This window comes from Bacillus sp. LQ01 (genome assembly GCF_057624735.1).
In genome coordinates this window covers 1433811-1451415 of record NZ_JBYEZL010000001.1, presented here as the reverse complement: position 1 = coordinate 1451415, position 17605 = coordinate 1433811, and the positions used below count along the sequence as shown (strand labels likewise).

General features: G+C 34.9%; 16 protein-coding genes. 4 read left to right on the top strand and 12 right to left on the bottom strand.

Annotated elements, in window-relative coordinates:
- Positions 1–18 precede the first annotated feature (18 nt).
- The 5 genes from AC22L0_RS07665 to AC22L0_RS07645 all read right to left on the bottom strand — a co-directional run bounded on the left by AC22L0_RS07665 (position 19) and on the right by AC22L0_RS07645 (position 6417).
- Positions 19–912 (bottom strand): isochorismatase family protein, encoded by an 894-nt coding sequence (locus tag AC22L0_RS07665; protein ID WP_001007253.1) that lies wholly within the window; start codon positions 910–912, stop codon positions 19–21.
- Between the two features lie 24 nt (positions 913–936).
- Positions 937–2553, bottom strand: a complete 1617-nt coding sequence (locus AC22L0_RS07660; RefSeq protein ID WP_000960118.1) for a (2,3-dihydroxybenzoyl)adenylate synthase — start codon at positions 2551–2553, stop codon at positions 937–939.
- A 12-nt stretch (positions 2554–2565) separates the two neighbouring features.
- Entirely contained in the window at positions 2566–3765 is a 1200-nt protein-coding gene (gene dhbC / locus AC22L0_RS07655) for an isochorismate synthase DhbC (RefSeq protein ID WP_001002076.1), read from the bottom strand.
- A gap of 25 nt (positions 3766–3790) precedes the next feature.
- On the bottom strand, positions 3791–4576 hold the full coding sequence (gene dhbA, locus AC22L0_RS07650) for a 2,3-dihydro-2,3-dihydroxybenzoate dehydrogenase (RefSeq protein ID WP_001048430.1): 786 nt from the start codon (positions 4574–4576) through the stop codon (positions 3791–3793).
- 638 nt (positions 4577–5214) lie between these two features.
- A complete protein-coding gene (locus AC22L0_RS07645; RefSeq protein ID WP_000750126.1) occupies positions 5215–6417 on the bottom strand; it encodes an L-lactate MFS transporter in 1203 nt (400 codons plus the stop codon).
- 355 nt (positions 6418–6772) lie between these two features.
- Here AC22L0_RS07645 and AC22L0_RS07640 point away from each other — a divergent pair, with 355 nt between their 5' ends.
- Positions 6773–6958, top strand: a complete 186-nt coding sequence (locus AC22L0_RS07640; protein ID WP_000646793.1) for a YkvS family protein — start codon at positions 6773–6775, stop codon at positions 6956–6958.
- A gap of 58 nt (positions 6959–7016) precedes the next feature.
- Here the strand turns inward: AC22L0_RS07640 and AC22L0_RS07635 are convergent, their stop codons facing one another.
- Positions 7017–7316, bottom strand: coding sequence for an ArsR/SmtB family transcription factor (locus AC22L0_RS07635; protein ID WP_000214801.1), 300 nt, complete (start codon positions 7314–7316; stop codon positions 7017–7019).
- Between the two features lie 340 nt (positions 7317–7656).
- Here AC22L0_RS07635 and AC22L0_RS07630 point away from each other — a divergent pair, with 340 nt between their 5' ends.
- Positions 7657–7830 (top strand): hypothetical protein, encoded by a 174-nt coding sequence (locus tag AC22L0_RS07630; protein WP_001141667.1) that lies wholly within the window; start codon positions 7657–7659, stop codon positions 7828–7830.
- 107 nt (positions 7831–7937) lie between these two features.
- Here AC22L0_RS07630 and AC22L0_RS07625 read toward each other — a convergent pair whose 3' ends face one another.
- The 4 genes from AC22L0_RS07625 to AC22L0_RS07610 form a co-directional block, all read right to left on the bottom strand.
- Positions 7938–11027, bottom strand: a complete 3090-nt coding sequence (locus AC22L0_RS07625; RefSeq protein ID WP_001247413.1) for an AAA family ATPase — start codon at positions 11025–11027, stop codon at positions 7938–7940.
- Positions 11024–12181, bottom strand: coding sequence for an exonuclease SbcCD subunit D (locus AC22L0_RS07620; RefSeq protein WP_000765146.1), 1158 nt, complete (start codon positions 12179–12181; stop codon positions 11024–11026). Before AC22L0_RS07620 ends, AC22L0_RS07625 begins: the two co-directional genes overlap by 4 nt.
- A gap of 15 nt (positions 12182–12196) precedes the next feature.
- Positions 12197–12436, bottom strand: a complete 240-nt coding sequence (locus AC22L0_RS07615) for a DUF2584 family protein (protein ID WP_000667346.1) — start codon at positions 12434–12436, stop codon at positions 12197–12199.
- A gap of 184 nt (positions 12437–12620) precedes the next feature.
- Positions 12621–12878, bottom strand: a complete 258-nt coding sequence (locus AC22L0_RS07610) for a hypothetical protein (RefSeq protein ID WP_001119404.1) — start codon at positions 12876–12878, stop codon at positions 12621–12623.
- A 329-nt stretch (positions 12879–13207) separates the two neighbouring features.
- Here AC22L0_RS07610 and AC22L0_RS07605 point away from each other — a divergent pair, with 329 nt between their 5' ends.
- Positions 13208–14263 (top strand): enoyl-CoA hydratase/isomerase family protein, encoded by a 1056-nt coding sequence (locus tag AC22L0_RS07605; RefSeq protein WP_000139776.1) that lies wholly within the window; start codon positions 13208–13210, stop codon positions 14261–14263.
- 252 nt (positions 14264–14515) lie between these two features.
- Positions 14516–15148: a LysE family translocator gene (locus AC22L0_RS07600; protein ID WP_000572358.1), complete on the top strand. Its 633-nt coding sequence runs from the start codon at positions 14516–14518 to the stop codon at positions 15146–15148.
- A 70-nt stretch (positions 15149–15218) separates the two neighbouring features.
- On the opposite strand, the gene AC22L0_RS07595 is transcribed toward AC22L0_RS07600, so the two are convergent.
- Both AC22L0_RS07595 and AC22L0_RS07590 read right to left on the bottom strand, forming a co-directional pair.
- Positions 15219–16679 carry a CoA-acylating methylmalonate-semialdehyde dehydrogenase gene (locus AC22L0_RS07595; RefSeq protein WP_000633364.1) on the bottom strand — a complete coding sequence of 487 codons (1461 nt, stop codon included), beginning with the start codon at positions 16677–16679 and terminating at the stop codon, positions 15219–15221.
- A gap of 22 nt (positions 16680–16701) precedes the next feature.
- Entirely contained in the window at positions 16702–17592 is an 891-nt protein-coding gene (locus AC22L0_RS07590; protein ID WP_000719408.1) for an NAD(P)-dependent oxidoreductase, read from the bottom strand.
- Positions 17593–17605: the final 13 nt, after the last annotated feature.

Sequence of the window (17605 nt, the reverse complement as noted above, 5' to 3'; positions counted from 1 at the left end):
TATTATGTAGTCTATTTGTTACAGCACCTGTGCTGTTTGTGAAGATAGTAAACTGTACCAACCTGCAACAGTTGGACGTTCTGCTAAATGTGCAAACGTGATTTCTTTCCCTTCACGACGCCACTTCTCTACTAAACTCATAATTCTGACCGAATCAAGCCCTCTATTTAATAAGTCCTCATCAATATCAATACTCTCTACTGGCTCACGAAGTAGTTGTGCAACTAGTTCATGCACTTCCTGTATAGTGATTCCTTCACTCTCATCATCTTTTACACTTTGTAAATCGTTTAACAGTAGGTTTGTTGATGTCGTTACTGCACATCTATTAGATGCATACTCCAATGCTTGTTTATGATGCTCTAGTGAAAAATCAGCAACTGCATCTGCTACAAAGAACGGCTCTATACCATCCATAAATGCTTCACAAGCTGTTAAAAGACAGCCAATATGCGCATAAATACCGCAAATAATGAGTTGATCTTTTCCTTGTTCATTTAAAATTTCTAATAGATTTGTCTTTTTAAATGCACTATATCTCCATTTTGTGAGGAATATATCATCCTCATCAGGAGTAAGTTCATCAACAATTTTCTTTTTATCTGGTCCAGCAGGTATACCGTCACCCCAAAAGTCTTGTAATAAACCTCGTTGTTCTAACGTTTGCCCACCAGGTTGTGCTGTATAAACAACTGGTATACCAAGTTCCTTACATTTTTCTCTTATCATTTTTATATTTGAAATAAGTTCTACTTTTGGTGATTCTTTATCGCTATATGCATCAAGAAAATATTCTTGCATGTCATGAATTAAAAGTACTGCACGTTTCGGATCTGGTGTCCAATTCACTTTATTTTTTGGTAGTTCTGATTCAATTGGCATTTTATATACTGAAATAGATGGGATAGCCATCTAATCACTTCCTTCCGGTTTTTATTATTGTTTTACTGTAATAAGCTTTTCAGCAATGACTTTACGTAGTTCTTTTTTGCTGACTTTTCCGACTCCTGTTTGCGGGAATGCTTCAATAAATTCAATTCGATCTGGAATTTTATAAGCCGCTATACCACGTTCTCTTAAAAACATTTTTAATTCACTTACTGCTGGAACTTGTCCGCGAGCTATAACAAAAGCACAGGTGCGTTCACCTAAATAATCGTCAGGCATAGATACAATTGCTACGTCATGGACCGCATCGTGTGCTAATAGATGATTTTCAACTTCTTCCGCAGCAACTTTCTCACCACCGCGGTTAATTTGATCTTTATCTCTTCCTTCTACAATGATGTATCCTTGTTCATTTACTTTTACAAGATCACCTGTGCGATAAAATCCATCCTTTGTAAATGATCGTGCATTATGCTCTTCGGCTTTATAGTAACCACGAATTGTATATGGACCTCTTGTTAATAAACTACCTACTTCGCCAGGTTGTACATCGTTGTCATTTTCATCAACAACTCGTACTTCATCGAGTGCAGACATTGGTCTACCTTGTGTATAAATAATAAATTCTTCCGGATCATCTAATCTTGTATAGTTCACTAATCCTTCCGCCATACCGAACACTTGCTGTAACGTACATCCAAATGTAGGACGTATACGTTTTGCAACCTCAGCGCTAAACTTAGCACCACCTACTTGAATAATCTCTAGGCTTGATAAATCGGCATTACGAGAAGATGCAGCATCAAGCCAAATCATTGCTAATGGCGGAACGAGCGCTGTAATTGTAACTTTTTCTTTTTCGATAAGAGCAAAGGCCTCATCTGGACTACCACCAGTTGCCAATACCACTTTTCCACCCGCATAGAAAGTTCCAAATGTCCCTGGAGAACTCATTGGGTAATTGTGTGCTACTGGAAGAACTGCCATATAGACGCTTTCTGCATTCAAATTACAAATTTCAGCGCTAACACGTAAACTATAAATATAGTCATCATGTGTTCTAGGAATTAATTTAGAAAGACCTGTTGTGCCTCCTGATAATTGGAGAAATGCAACATCACTTGGCTGAACTTCTGGTAATGAGACGGGATCCATATACAGATCATTTATGTTCACAAACTCTTCTTCTTCTCCCACTACAATTACATGTTGTAACGTTGGCACTTTCTCTTTCACTTCTCTTGCTAATTTTCGATAATCAAAACCGAGAGCCTTATCTGAAATAACGTAAGCGCTCGCCTCGCCAAACTCACAAAAATAACTAATTTCACTGCTTCGATGTGAAGGTAGTGCAAAGACAGGAAGCGCTCCAATTCGAAATAGTGCAAAACATATTTCGAAAAACTCGATAATGTTAGGTAACTGGATTACAACTCTGTCCTCTTTCTTTATTCCTAAATTCAGTAAACCTGCTGCTAAACGATCTACCTTTTTATTAAGTTCACTATATGTTATATGCTTCTTACCACTTACAACCGCGATTCGATCTCCATATTTCTCAGCCCGCTCTCTTAACACTCCTCCAAATGTTTCACCAAGCCAACATCCTGCTTCTCGGTAACGATCGGCAAATTCTTTTGGCCATTCTGTATAACCTACTAGCATTCTTTCTTCCCCCTATTTTTCATTAAGTGAACTATCTCTTAACCCTAAAGCTTTTAGCATTGTTTGGAACTTAGCTGATGTTTCTGCTAACTCATCTTCTGGTTTTGACTCAGCAACAACTCCAGCTCCTGCATATAAACGAAGTGTATTTTCTTGTACTTCAGCACAACGAATTGTAACAATCCATTCTCCATCTCCATTTAAATCGCTCCATCCTAGCATTCCTGTAAAGAACTCGCGGTCAAATGGCTCAATATGCTGTATAGCTTCTCTTGCTTTTTCCATCGGAGTTCCGCAAACTGCTGGCGTAGGATGAAGGGCAATTGCTAATTGTAAAGAAGAAGTATTTGGATCCTTAAGTTCACCTTTCACTTCTGTAGACAAATGCCACATCGCTTCACTATGAATAACTGATGGCTTTTCTGGAACATGTAATGTATGACAATACGGACGAAGTGCAGCGACAACCGCTTCAACTACTACCGCATGTTCATGTAAATCTTTTGGCGAAGAAAGTAATTCCTCTGCTCTTCTTTTATCTTCTACTGGGTCCTCACTACGTGGCCTTGAACCAGCTAACGGGTTAGAAATAACTTGCATACCATTACGTGAAACAAGTAATTCAGGGCTTGCTCCAATTAGCGTCTTACTGTTCTCTTTTTCATCTTTCGGTAAATTTACAGCAAATGTATAACCATGCTTATTATGCTCTGCTAATTCTCGCAGAAGTTTTTGCTTATCAATCTTTTCGGAAGATTTAACATCTAACGATCTGGATAGAACGATTTTCTTTAAATCACCGTCCTGTATTTTTTCAATTCCTTGCTTCACACCATTCATATAAACTTCAGGGTCTGGCACTGGTGTCATTTCAAATGTTACATTCTCATTTGTTTCAAGCTGATTTGTTGTATCCAATTGTAAACGCTCAGAAATTCTGCTATATTCTGGTACGATGAGTTGGACTTCTTTTCTACGATCAAATGGCAAAGCACCCACAACGATAGGATTTGGATTTCCAGCTTGTTTCGCATTACTTAATGTCGCTTGCACAAGCTCTGGGAAACTTTCAATTTCACGATGCTTTACTGTAGTAAACTCTCCTTCTGCTAATATCGTTCGAGTTGGTGAAGCGAAAAAGAATGAAGATTCAGTCTTATAATCTTCTAAAAGTTTTTCTGACAATTCCTTTACAGCTATATGTTCATTCATAATATAATAACCTCCTGAATTTTTATTAAACTCCTAACGTAGCACCGCCATCAACACATAAATTGTGCATTGTAATATGACTTGCTCTATCTGAGGCTAAAAATAACACTGCTTCAGCAACTTCTGAAGGTTGTGCAATTTTTTGTAATGGAATTCCGAGTCTATATGTATTTTGAGAACCAGCAATTATATTTTTAGCTCCATTCTCATCAGCCCATAGTAATCTTTGCATCTCAGTTTCAGTAGAACCTGGAGAAACTAAGTTGCAGCGTATATTGTATGCCGCAAGCTCTAGTCCTAAACATTTCATAAACATCGTCGTTGCGGCCTTTGACGCAGCATACGCAGCCATCTCCATTCTTGGCGTATTTGCCGCATTTGAACCGACTGTAACAATTGCCCCCGATTTTCTTAACATCATATTTTTACTTACCGCTCGGGACATATTGAAAACCCCTGTAGTATTTACAGAGAATGTTTTATTCCAATCTTCATCACTTAACGAATGAATTGGTCCCATACGTAAAACCCCTGCAACATTTATTAAAATATCTATTGGCGCTATTTCATTTGCAATATGATTTACCATGTCTTCAACAGCGGCGCTATCACTCACATCTAAACGAAACGTTTTCATACGTGTATTGTTTAATTCATTTTGATTTAAGAGTACATTTAACCCCTCTTCATTTTGATCAACCGCAATAACTGTGGCTCCTCTTTCTAAAAACATTTTGGCAACGACACTGCCTATGCCTTGTGCTGCACCTGTTACTAAAACTGTTTTCCCATCAAATTCCCCTAAGTTCATTTTCTCTATCCTTTCACATAAACATTAATTTCATTAAGTAACACCGATGATATTGATTTTCATTATCAGTTGTGTTGTAAAAAATAATACACTTACTAAACTAATTGGTCAAGTGCGCATTACTTTAAAATCCATTTTATTGATAATGTTTTTCATTTACTATCTTACACCGAAATGATAATGTTTCTCAATAAACTTGTCAATCTTTTTTTATTTTTCAGATAAACCATTTTAATGCTTCTTAATAAAATCATATGTAAACGCATTAAAAGTACTTATATTATAAATAAAATTCAAAGTCCTCTTTTTAAAATTGAAGAAACTAAACTAGAGATACGTTCATTTACAATGCTTTATGAAAAACTCAAGTATATATTTTCTCAATATTTTTCTGAAAATATATCTTACAAATACTAATGAATGTCTTTTTTGTCATTTAAGATTTAATATATATTTCGAATACGATGTATCAATTTATTGTATTTCAATATAATCCAAATAGGCATTTCACTCACTTTTACATCTATGAAAATCATAAAAGTAATTTAACCTTGTTAAAATAACTCATAAAAAAAGCATCCTAATTAATAGAATAGGATGCTTTTTCGTAATCATATTGTTATAGAAGATTTATATACTTATGCTACGCTGCGATACTCTTCTTCTTTTTCTTTTTTCTGCTTAGGTGCTTGAATTAAAATTGCGATAATGAATGACACGACACATAATACACCTATTACCATGAACGTTGGTTTGAATCCACCTAGAAGTGCACCGATAAAGGAACCTGCAAGCGCCCCAAATCCAAATCCTTGATACACAATTCCGTAGTTCTTACTATGGTTTTTCATACCGAAGAAATCACCAACAATAGCTGGGAAAATAGTGATATTTCCACCAAAGCAAAACGCTACACTTGCTACACATACGAAGTAAATACCATAATTTAAATCTACAAAACTTAGAACTAAGACTGAACTCGCCATAACAACAAAAGTACCAGTAACGATTTTTAAACGCCCAATTTTATCCGATAACGGTCCTAAAATGATACGACCTAATGTATTGAAGATTGCAACCATAGCCACCGCATTAGCTGCTGTTGCTGCGCTAAGTCCTACAAGTTGAACACCAATGTCTTTTACCATACCAATTAAGTATAAGCCACTCATACATGATGTAAATAACATGATAAATAATAAGTATACTTGTTTTGTGCCTAACATTTCTTTCGTTGTGTATTCCTCAGTTTTTGTTTCATGAACTGCTCCTTGATCTGCAGCTTGATGGATTAAACAAGCACCAATTACAATCATAGCTGTAACAATTAAACCCCAGTATATAAATGCTTGGGATACACCAACTGATTCAATCAACTGTGCGTTAACGTATTTAAAGATTAAGCTACCTGAACCATATGCAGAGACAGAAATACCAGCAATTAAACCTTTACGCTCTGGAAACCACTTTATTAAATTTGATAGTGAAGTGATATATGCTGTACCATCTGCATAACCTACAACAACTCCCGCTAGTACATAAAGTAATATTAGTGAGGATGCTTGTGAACTAAGTATTAATCCTAGTCCTAATGCTAATCCAGCTATCATAATAAGTTTACGAAGTCCCCATTTTTCTTGCAATTTACTCGCAAATAAAGTTGAAAATGCTAAAGAAAGACTAGTAATTGAGAAAGTTATCGCAACAGCGTTAAGACTCCAACCATATTTACTAACTAAAGGCTGATTGAATAAACTCCATGTATATATCGTCCCAAGCCCCATTTGTACTATAACTGTGCCAAGGACAACAAGCCATGGATTAACAGTTGATTTTTTCATACCTTTCCGCCTCCTCTTTCTATTTCAATGCTATTCGCTAAATTTACTTTTTTTATGTTCATTTTGGTCACCTCTTTTGATTTGACACCTTCATTGTATAAGATGTTTTTGTTTATGTAAGCACTTACAAGATAGAGCGTCAAAAACATGGAATCAGTTACAAAAAACGAAGGATGAAATACAAAAAACTACTGATTAGATACAATAGAAAAATTTTTTATACTTCAATCCACCTTATTTTTTATAAAATCACAAATTTTTTTCCAATAAATAAAACTAAATATTCACTAATATATCTATCCGTGGTTTAATATATATAATAAAAAAATATTTCTGTCTTTAATGAGGAGGTACTATGAAAGCAAACGTAGGGGATACTATACTTTTTCAACGAAATAATTTAAAGATTACAGGATCTGTATTAAAACTTTATACTGAATCGGTCTTAGTTGAAATTACAAATGTAAGCGGTGGTACTTTTGAATTTGATCGAACAATTGTAAATCATAAAAACTATAAAGTTTTAAATACAAATACATAAAACAACACAAAATAGCCCCTGCTCAACAGCAGGGGCTATTTTATATAAAAATATTTCACTAGTTTATATACCCTAAAACATTAACAATCTTACTCGCTTTTAAATTGTTAATATGATAATAAATTTCTAAACCTCTTCTCTCTGCTCGTAACACTTTACCCTTCATTTTTGATAAATGTTGTGAAACAGTAGATTGCGGAATATTCAGTAACTCTGTTAATTGTGTTACATTACAAGTTTTTCTCGTACTTAATTCATTTACAATTTGCAGTCGGATTGGATGCGCCATAATTTTTAAAATATCTACATCTTCTTCTGAAACTAAAGTTTTTCTCATTTCACTCGTATATGTTGTCATAAGACATTCCCCTTTTATATGAATTCCATATTCATAAGATCTATTTCCAAATTTTTTAAAACCCTTGATTAAAACTTTCATATAGAAATAAAAGGATTTTAAATTTTTGAAAACAGAACTTACATTCACTTTATTTATTTATTTATTTGGTACATATACATAATACAATGTTAATATGTGCTCTATGTGAAGTTCACATAAATTTATGATGAAGATTTACTTAGCCACTCGCATCCTACTCATCTAATTACCCACTGCATAAAATCATCAGTTATTTTAACACATTTTAGGCGTTTGTATATACTATTTATAAAACAACTTTTATAAAGGGGGGATTCATATGCCTACAGCGTTACAAGAAGAAGTCGAAGAAGCACGGGAAACATATGTCAGTCGTATCATCTTAGTTGGAGGATCCGCTTTATTTTTAGTAGGCGGGGTTATCTCAGCAATTTCAGCCTTTAAAACTTATAATCGTTTGGAGAATACGCCGCCTTCTACAGATAATTCATAGATATTTTATAAAATAAAACGTCGCCTCCAATATGAAGAGACGACGTTTTATTATTCATACATATGACACTAAAAGTATCGGTAGATTCCCTACTCCATTTTCTAAGCTTACTTCACCACAAACCTAGTCTGACTACACCCATCCTTCTGCTTCGTTACTTCTAATACAGCTGGCATTGCGTTTTTCAGCTCTTGAACGTGTGAGATGACACCGATAAATCGGCCTGATTTTTGTAAGTCAATTAAGGCATCTACCGCTTTCGTTAACGATTCTTCATCTAATGAACCGAACCCTTCATCGATGAACATCGTTTCGATGGAAATACCGCCTTCATATGCTTGAATGACATCTGCCATTCCTAGCGCTAGGCAAAGTGATGCGTTAAATTTCTCTCCACCGGATAGTGTTTTTACATCGCGTGTTTGGCCAGTGTATGCATCGTACACATCTAAACCTAATCCACTTTGACGGTTTCTTTTTTCAACTCGCTCACTTCGTTTTAAATAAAATTGTCCATTTGATAATTTACGTAGTCGTTCGTTTGCGATTTGAACAATTTGTTCTAAATACTCAATTAAGATGTAACGTTCAAATGATATACGACTTTCGTTATCACCTTTCATTACTTCATATAAATCAACAAGTTCTTGGAAGGCTTTTTCTTCCTCGTGAATTTGTTCGTCAATACGTCTAATGTTTTCATGTAAATCAGAAATATATGTTACCGCATTTTGCGCACGTTGACGTTTTTCTTTAATGATATCGAGATTAATTTCTAGTTCTTTTATGTGTTCACCTAAAGATGTAATATCCATATACTCTTTATCTTTTAATTCTGAGTTTAACTCTTCAATTTGTTTTGCAAGCACTTCAAGCGATGAATAATAACCTTGAATTTCTTTTTGTAACATCTCCACCTCGGGATCGCTTAATTTGGCTTTTTTATACGTGAATTCATCTGTAAACCCGCTTTGTTCTAGCTCTTTCATAAAGCGTGCGAAAGTCTCTTCTTTCTTTAATTTTGCACTTTCAAATTGATTAGAAGCACCTTTTTGTTCTGCTTGAATACGTATATTTTCATTTTGCCAATGCTGATACGCTTCCTGCACTTTCTTCCATTCGTCCTCCATTAACCTAAGTTCCTGCATAGCTTGGTCAAACTGTGCTTTCCAAGCTTGTACTGTTTGTAAGTTTTCTGGAATATTTCGTTTATCATGTTCATATGACGTACGAAGTTGCATACACTCCATTTCTGTACGGTGCTGCATTGTTTCCAATTCTCGTTTTTGTTTCTGAAGTTCTTCTATTTTTTCTTCTACGCTTTTCATGTTCGCAGCAATCTGCTTACGTGTTTCTTCACTTGCTTTTAACGTATTAACATCTGCAGCTAATTGTTTTCCTTTTTGAACAAGTGCACTATATGTTTCAGCTAATTTTTCCGAATTGTAGCCGCGCTTCACAACTTCTTCTATCACTTGTTCATATTGTAGTCGATAGAAATTCCATTTCTCCTCTACTTGCACATGGAATTTTTCAGCAATGTTCTTCTTATCTCTTAAATCGTTTAACTCTTTTTCATCGATCGCATTACTTTGCTCTGTAGCTTTTTGTGGATGACTCGTACTACCACATACCGGACAAGATTCACCGTCATGTAAATGAAGAGCTAATATACCAGCTTGTTCACTTAACCAGCGGCGCTCCATGTTTTCATATGCACGAACTGCCACTTGCATTTTATTATTTGCCGCTTCTTTTTCTTGCTCGAATTTTTGTTTTTCTTGCCAAACATCATATGCTTGTTTTAAAACTTTTGCATCTTCTCGCATATTCGTTAGTTCTTCCACTTTAGCTACATATTGCTCAAGTGCTTGTTCTAATTGCTGCAATTCATCAGACATTCTCTGTTTTTGGTTTGTATGCTCTTCTAGTTGTTGATCTAACTTTTGCATACTTTCTTTTAATTTCCCTATTTGAATTTCGGCATTTTGTAAATTCAGCTTTCTCTCAGCTAATGATTCAATAATCGCTTGTAACTCTTCTAATCTTTGAACAAGTTTTTTAGCCTCTTCTCGTTCAGCTTCTTTATTCTTTACTACTTCATACTTCTCCTGAGCAAGTTCAAAGCTATTCATTATCTGTTCTTGTTTGACGATTATCTGTTTTAACAAACTTTCAGCTTTCTGCTCATTTTCCATCGCTTCTTCATACCATTGTTCAAATGGTAATAAGTGCTTTGCTTGTTCCGCACGTTTAAAGAATTTTTCTTTCCTTTCAATTGCTGCACGGTTCTCTTGTAAAGTGTTATATTTCTCATTCTTTTGTTGTAAATCTATAAATTTCTCATTTACAGATTTTGCTGCATGAAAACGTATTTCTGCATCCTTTAATTGCTTCGTTTGAACATCTTGTTCTACTTGTAATTGCTCAACCTCTGCCTTATACACGGTTGTTTCTTGTTCTAACGCTTCTACTACTTGATGCGTATTTACATGTTCTTGTGCCACTAATGTCTCTAATAATGCTCCATCACGGATTGGTAATTTAAAAACATTACGGAAATAGAGCTCTCTCTCTTTTTGTTTTTCTTGTAAGACGTCTTTCCATTGTTTTCTCTTTTGATCAAGTAACTCACGCATTAATTTATAACGATCCGTTTTAAAAATACGACGTAAAATCTCTTCTTTGTTTTCCGTCTCAGATGTTAATAGTTTTCGGAATTCCCCTTGGGGTAACATAACAATTTGGCTAAATTGATGTTTACTTAACCCAATTAAATCTTCCACTTTTTTGTTTACGTCTGTTACATGAAAACGATCGACGGCTGGAACGTTTTCTCCATCAATAACTTCATATAATTCTACTGCATGTCCTGTAATAGTCTTATTCCCTTGTTTTTTATGTCCAAGTTGTCGTTTTATTTCATAGCGTTTCCCTTTTAACTGAAAGGTTAATTCAACACTTGTATAAACATTATCATCAGCAAATTGACTTCGAAGCATGCTCGTATCACTACGTTCTTCGCCACTAGCCTCACCATATAACACATAACAAATCGCATCAAAAATCGTTGTTTTTCCAGCTCCTGTATTCCCAGAAATAGCGAAAATACGATGTTCTCCAAGATCTTCAAAATCGATTATTTCTTTCTGTTTATATGGCCCGAATGCTGTCATAATAAGCTGAATCGGTCTCATCCTCGTTCACCTTCCCGTTCTTGCACTGTTTGTAATACATCTATAAATAGGCGTTCTTTCTCTTCTGATAAATCTAACCCCTTCATTTCTTTATAGAAAGCCTTTAAAAGAGATAAATCATCCGTTTTATGTCTTGAAACAGTTACTTCATTTGTATCTGTGAGTTCTCGCCTTTGCATCGCTCTTTCAACGTGCATTGCATTTGGATATACAGATCGTATTTTCTCCATTGGCTGTAAGACAGGGTTTTCGTCTAATAATTTTACAAATACGTAATCTTCACTTACTGGGTGCTGTAATAATTCATCTATTTTCGCTTCTACTGTTCGCATTTTACGACGTGGTGAAAGTAACCTTTTTTCAATTGCTACTTCACCAGTTTCATTCAGTTGTACAATGTAATAGCCTTTTTTATGTTTCTCTTCAGAAATTGAATAGGCAAGTGGTGAACCAGAATATCGAATCGTCTCATTACGTACGAAATGCGCTTGATGTAAATGTCCAAGCGCTGTGTAATGAAACTTATCAAAATAATGACTATTTACATATTCAGCACCACCAATTGAAAGTGGTCGTTCTGCATCACTTGTATTCTCCTCCGCTTCTCCTGAAGAAGTTACAAATGCATGTCCAACAAATACATGTCTAGCTTCTTTATCCATCGTTTCAGAGAGCTCATTCATAAAAATGCGCATCGCATCATCATGAGAACGTATGTCTTCATTTTTCAACACGTGCCTCACTATGCTTGGGTCTGCATACGGTATTAGATGGAAGTGAACCTCTCCATATTCATCATTTAGTACAACAGGTTCATACGGGAATTGAAATTGACCTGCAATATGTAATCCTTGTTTTTTCATTAAACTACTTCCAAAATGGATACGATCCGGACTATCATGATTACCAGCTACCGCAATAACTGGTGTTTGCAAATCAATAACTATTTTTTGCAGCACATCATTTAATAAGTCTACTGCTTCTGTAGGTGGAATTGCTCGGTCATATAAATCCCCTGCAATAATTACAGCATCTGGTTTTTCTTCTTCAACAGCCTGTACAAACTGATCTAATACAATCTTTTGGTCTTCAGTCATATACACGCCATGAACAAGCTTACCTAAATGCCAATCCGCTGTATGAAATAACTTCATATTTTTCTACTCCTTTTAATTTACTGATTTTAGTGAAACGAGTTGATAGTTTATTGTAGTTTTTCCGTTCTCCCACTCTAGCTTCAATATCGTTGCACTTCCAATTCTTTCTTCATTTGATTTATATAAAGGCAATATTTCTTGAACTGTAAATAAGTGATAACCATCCAATATTAATTGAAATATATTTTCTTCAATATGTAATCTTACTTCTTTTTCATTTGAAATAATTTTTGTGTGCATCTCAAATTTCATGATAGATACAACCCCTTTTTATAATCTCTACATTTTAATAGTATAGTGGCTATGCAAGATTGACAAGTACATACACAGCAAAGTACACACTTTTCTATTGTTATATGTTTTATGTATTTTATATAAAATACGGTATGTGAAATTTTATATTTTCCCCAAAATAAAAATGTCTATTATGACATCTTTATTTTTGTATAAAGTCTTTCATTACATAATATAAAACGGTAATTAAGACGATTGCGACGAAAAATGAGAACACTGCGACAATGTAGCCATCTTTATTTAATAAAATACAGAATGAAATAGATATTATAAAAATCGGAAATACGAGACGTACTTTATCCTTCACTTCTTCTGTCGTATCTGTATGATGAAAATACTGCGTTATTCCTATCATTAAAAAAGACAAAATAATAACCGACAATAGTAAAGGTCCTGGCATTCCGATTTCTCCTTTCTCTATTTCTAATTCAGTGTAAAATTTTTTATTACAATTGTACGATTTATTTTTTCTTCAAACACACTTTTAGAATTGATAATGAACATTTCACACCTATATAATAGCGCTTTTATCATTATAACTTCAAATAATTACACTTACAGTAATGTTGTAATATTCCCCCTCAGTCTCTGAAATCCTGCAAAGATAACTCGTCAAAATATGCAGTGACCAAATTAATATTTACCGTCAACTTTTGACAAAATTTATAAAGGACATTTCAGTACATATCAAGAATTAAGAATAAGAAGATATGTAAGGGAGGATGCATTATGACTGAACAAGTTTTATTTTCTGTTAGTGAAAACGGCGTTGCGACAATTACTTTAAACCGTCCAAAAGCACTTAATTCTTTATCTTATGACATGTTACAACCTATCGGACAAAAACTTAAAGAGTGGGAACACGATGAGCGTATTGCACTTATCGTGTTAAAAGGAGCTGGCACAAAAGGTTTTTGTGCAGGCGGCGACATTAAAACTCTTTATGAAGCGCGTTCCAATGAAGTGGCATTGCAACATGCAGAACGTTTTTTTGAAGAAGAGTATGAAATTGATACATATATTTATCAATATACAAAACCGATTATTGCTTGTTTAGATGGAATTGTAATGGGCGGTGGTGTCGGTCTTACAAATGGTGCGAAGTATCGCATTGTAACTGAGCGTACGAAATGGGCAATGCCAGAGATGAATATTGGCTTCTTCCCAGACGTCGGAGCTGCATATTTCTTAAATAAAGCGCCTGGATATACAGGACGATTCGTTGCTTTAACAGCATCTATTTTAAAAGCTTCTGACGTATTATTTATTAATGCTGCTGATTACTTTATGACATCTGATTCATTACCAGAGTTTCTTACTGAACTTGAAAGTGTAAATTGGCATAAAGAAGATGATGTACATACTAATTTAAAAGAAGTTATTCGTACATTTGCAACTGCTCCAAACTTAGAAAGCGAGCTCGCTCCTTCATTAGAAGTAATCAATTCACATTTTGCTTTCGATACAATTGAAGAAATTATCCATTCATTGGAGAAAGATGAAAGTTCCTTTGCTCTAAAAACGAAAGAAACACTGTTATCAAAATCCCCTATTTCACTAAAAGTAACATTAAAACAGTTTATTGATGGAAAAGATAAATCCGTTGAAGAATGTTTCGCTACGGACCTTATACTTGCTAAAAATTTCATGAGACATGAAGATTTCTTCGAAGGAGTACGCTCCGTTGTCGTTGATAAAGATCAAAATCCGAATTATAAATATAAACAGTTAAGTGACGTTTCAGAAGAAGATGTGAATCGTTTCTTTAACTTACTTAATGCATAAAATGAAATTGTCATGAGGGGGTGTTTCGTTCATCCCCTACCTAACTTCTTTGCTTCAGCTAAATCTTGTGCGGTGAAAATCTTACTACCCGCAAATAGCGGGATAAAATCGAAGCTATATAGTAGTGTAATTACAGCTACTATATAGCCTTTTTTATTTAATTATTTTTAACAAAATTTAATTTTATTAAATCCATTTTTGTGCTACGCTGATTTTAATCAAATATTCTAAAAATAAAAAGGAGGGGCGGCTATGATAGAAAATTATCTTCTTTTCATCATTATGTCTATTTGCCTTATCATTTTACCTGGTCCAGATACAGCAATGGCTACGAAAAATACATTGGTTGCTGGTAAAGTCGGTGGAGTGAAAACAGTGTTTGGTACATGTATTGCACTATTAATTCATACTTTAGCTGCTGTAATTGGTCTTTCTGCACTTATTGTAAAGTCAGCTCTTTTATTTTCTATTTTCAAGTACGTTGGGGCTCTATATTTAATTTATATTGGTATTAAAGCCCTTTTAGCAGTAAGAAATAAAGAAGGCATTGATACGAACGATATATCTTTAAATAATGAAGATGAACACACCTCTTGCTTTCGACAAGGGTTTCTTACGAATTTATTAAACCCTAAAGTTGCAGTATTCTTTTTAACGTTTTTACCGCAATTTTTAAATCCAAATCATAATACGTTTATCCAACTACTCGTAATGGGCCTTACTTACCTCGTTTTAACAGCCATTTGGTTCGCTTTTTATATATTTTTAATTGATAAAATTAGTGCTTTTATGAAAAAACCGAAGACGCAGCGTTATATTCAAGGGTTAACGGGAGTCGTCTTAATTGGTTTTGGTATTAAACTTGCTTTTGAAAAAAGTAATTAACAAGATGAAAACCACCACTATTAATAGTGGTGGTTTTCATTTAATAACTAATTTGGCTGTTTATTTTATATTAAAACCAGCGCTCAGTTACAACTTTTTTACGTGTATAGAATTGAACGCCATCTGTGCCATTTGTACCTAAATCACCAAAGAATGACGCTTTATTTCCTGCAAATGCGAAGAATGCCATTGGTGCTGGAACATTTACGTTTACACCGATCATACCAGCATCGATATTATCACGGAACGTTTGTGCATGTTTACCGTTTGACGTATAAATAACTGCACCATTTGCAAATTTAGATTGATTTGTTAGTTTAATACCTTCTTCTAAATCTTTAACTCGTACAATGCTTAATACTGGAGCAAAAATCTCATCTTGCCAAATTTTCATTTCTTGATTTACGCCATCAAAGATTGTCGCACCTACAAAGTAACCTTCTCCAACTTCTTCATTAATTTTACGGCCATCTACTAATAAAGTTGCCCCATCTGCTACACCGCTATTAATGTAGCCTAAAACGCGCTCTTTATGAGATTCACGGATTAATGGTCCAACATAGTTCTCTTCGTTAAAGCCATCGCCTACTTTTAATTTTTTCGTTTCTGCTACTAATACATCAATGAATTCATCAGCAATTTCATCCACTACTGCTACTACTGAGCATGCCATGCAGCGCTCTCCACTACTTGCAAATGCAGATCCAATTACACCTTGTACTGTTTTCTCAAGATTGCAATCTGGCATTACAATCGCATGGTTTTTCGCACCTGCTAACGCTTGTACACGTTTTCCGTGTTTCGTACCTGTTTCATATACGTAACGAGCTACCGGCTCAGAGCCAACGAACGAAACAGCCTGAATATCTTTATTTTCTAAAATGCTATTTACAACATCTTTTCCGCCTTGTACTAAATTTAATACGCCTTTTGGGAAACCTGCTTCATAGAATAATTCTACAAGTCGCTCCGCTAAAAGTGGCGTTCTTTCAGATGTTTTTAATACGAATGTATTACCGCAAGCAATTGCAAGTGGGAACATCCATAACGGAATCATCATCGGGAAGTTAAATGGCGTAATACCAGCAACAACTCCGATTGGGTAGCGCCAAATCGATCCATCAATTCCGCTAGCGATATTCGGAAGTGCTTGACCCATCATTAAATTTGGCGTAGATGTTGCAAGTTCTACCGCTTCAATACCACGCTGTACTTCACCTGTTGCATCCGTTAGCGTCTTACCATTTTCTAGCGTAATGATTTTTGCAAGCTCATCTTTGTTTTCTTGTAATAGCTGTAAATATTTATATAAATTTCTTGAACGATTTGGAACTGGTACTTTAGACCATGTTTCGAATGCTGATTTTGCCGCTTCAACAGCTTTTTCAACATCTTCTTTTGGAGATAGTGGAACGTAAGCGATAATTTTTCCAGTCGCTGGATTTGGAACTGCTTCTACTTCCGTACCTGTCGATTCAACCCACTCACCGTTAATGTGATTTTTTACTCGTTTAATTTCAGTTGTAATCATTGTATTCTCTCCTTTGTATAATTTATTTTTGATTAGAAATTAATTGCTCGCTAACTTTCTTATATAAAGCAGCCATATCGTTTTCACCATATCCAGCTTGACTCGCTTCGTCATATACGTTTAATAACATTTCGCTTACCGGTAAATGGAGTTCGCTTTCCTTAGCTAAGTCAACTGCAAATCCTAAATCTTTCTTCAATAAGTTCACAGTAAATCCTGGCTCGTAGTTTTCAGGTGCTATAAAACTTTTATAATTACGTTCATAAATTCTACTTTGACCGTAACTTACATTTAAAATATCAAACATTTTATCTAAATCCATATTGTTCTTTTTCGCTAATGTTAAAGCTTCACTCACACCAGCTGTATAAAAACCAATTAATAAGTTATTAATTAACTTAACAGTTGTACCACTATCAATCTGCTCACTAACGTGGAAAATGTTCGCGCCTAGTACGCCCATGATAGATTCCGTTTTCTCATATACTTCTTTTGATCCACCAACCATAAACGTTAATGTTCGGTTTTCGGCTCCGATTACACCACCGCTCACAGGTGCTGCTAAAAAGTCTACTTTCTTTTCCTTTGCAGCTTCCTCTAATTGTTTGTTTAACTGCGGCGATACCGTACTTGTATCAATGAAAACTATATTCGAGTGACCATTTTCAAATAATCCTTCTGCTCCAAAATATACCGCTTCAACAGCGCGAGGTGAAGGTAAACTTGTAAAAACTACATCACATGTTTCTGCTAGTTTTGAGATTGATAGACCGATAATTCCGCCTTCTTTTTCAAAGGACGCTTCCGCCTCTTTATTTAAGTCCACGCCATATACTGTGTAACCTGATTTAACTAGATTTTTTGACATTGGAAGACCCATGTTACCTAAACCGATAAAACCAATCTTTTTCATATCGCTTTCCTCC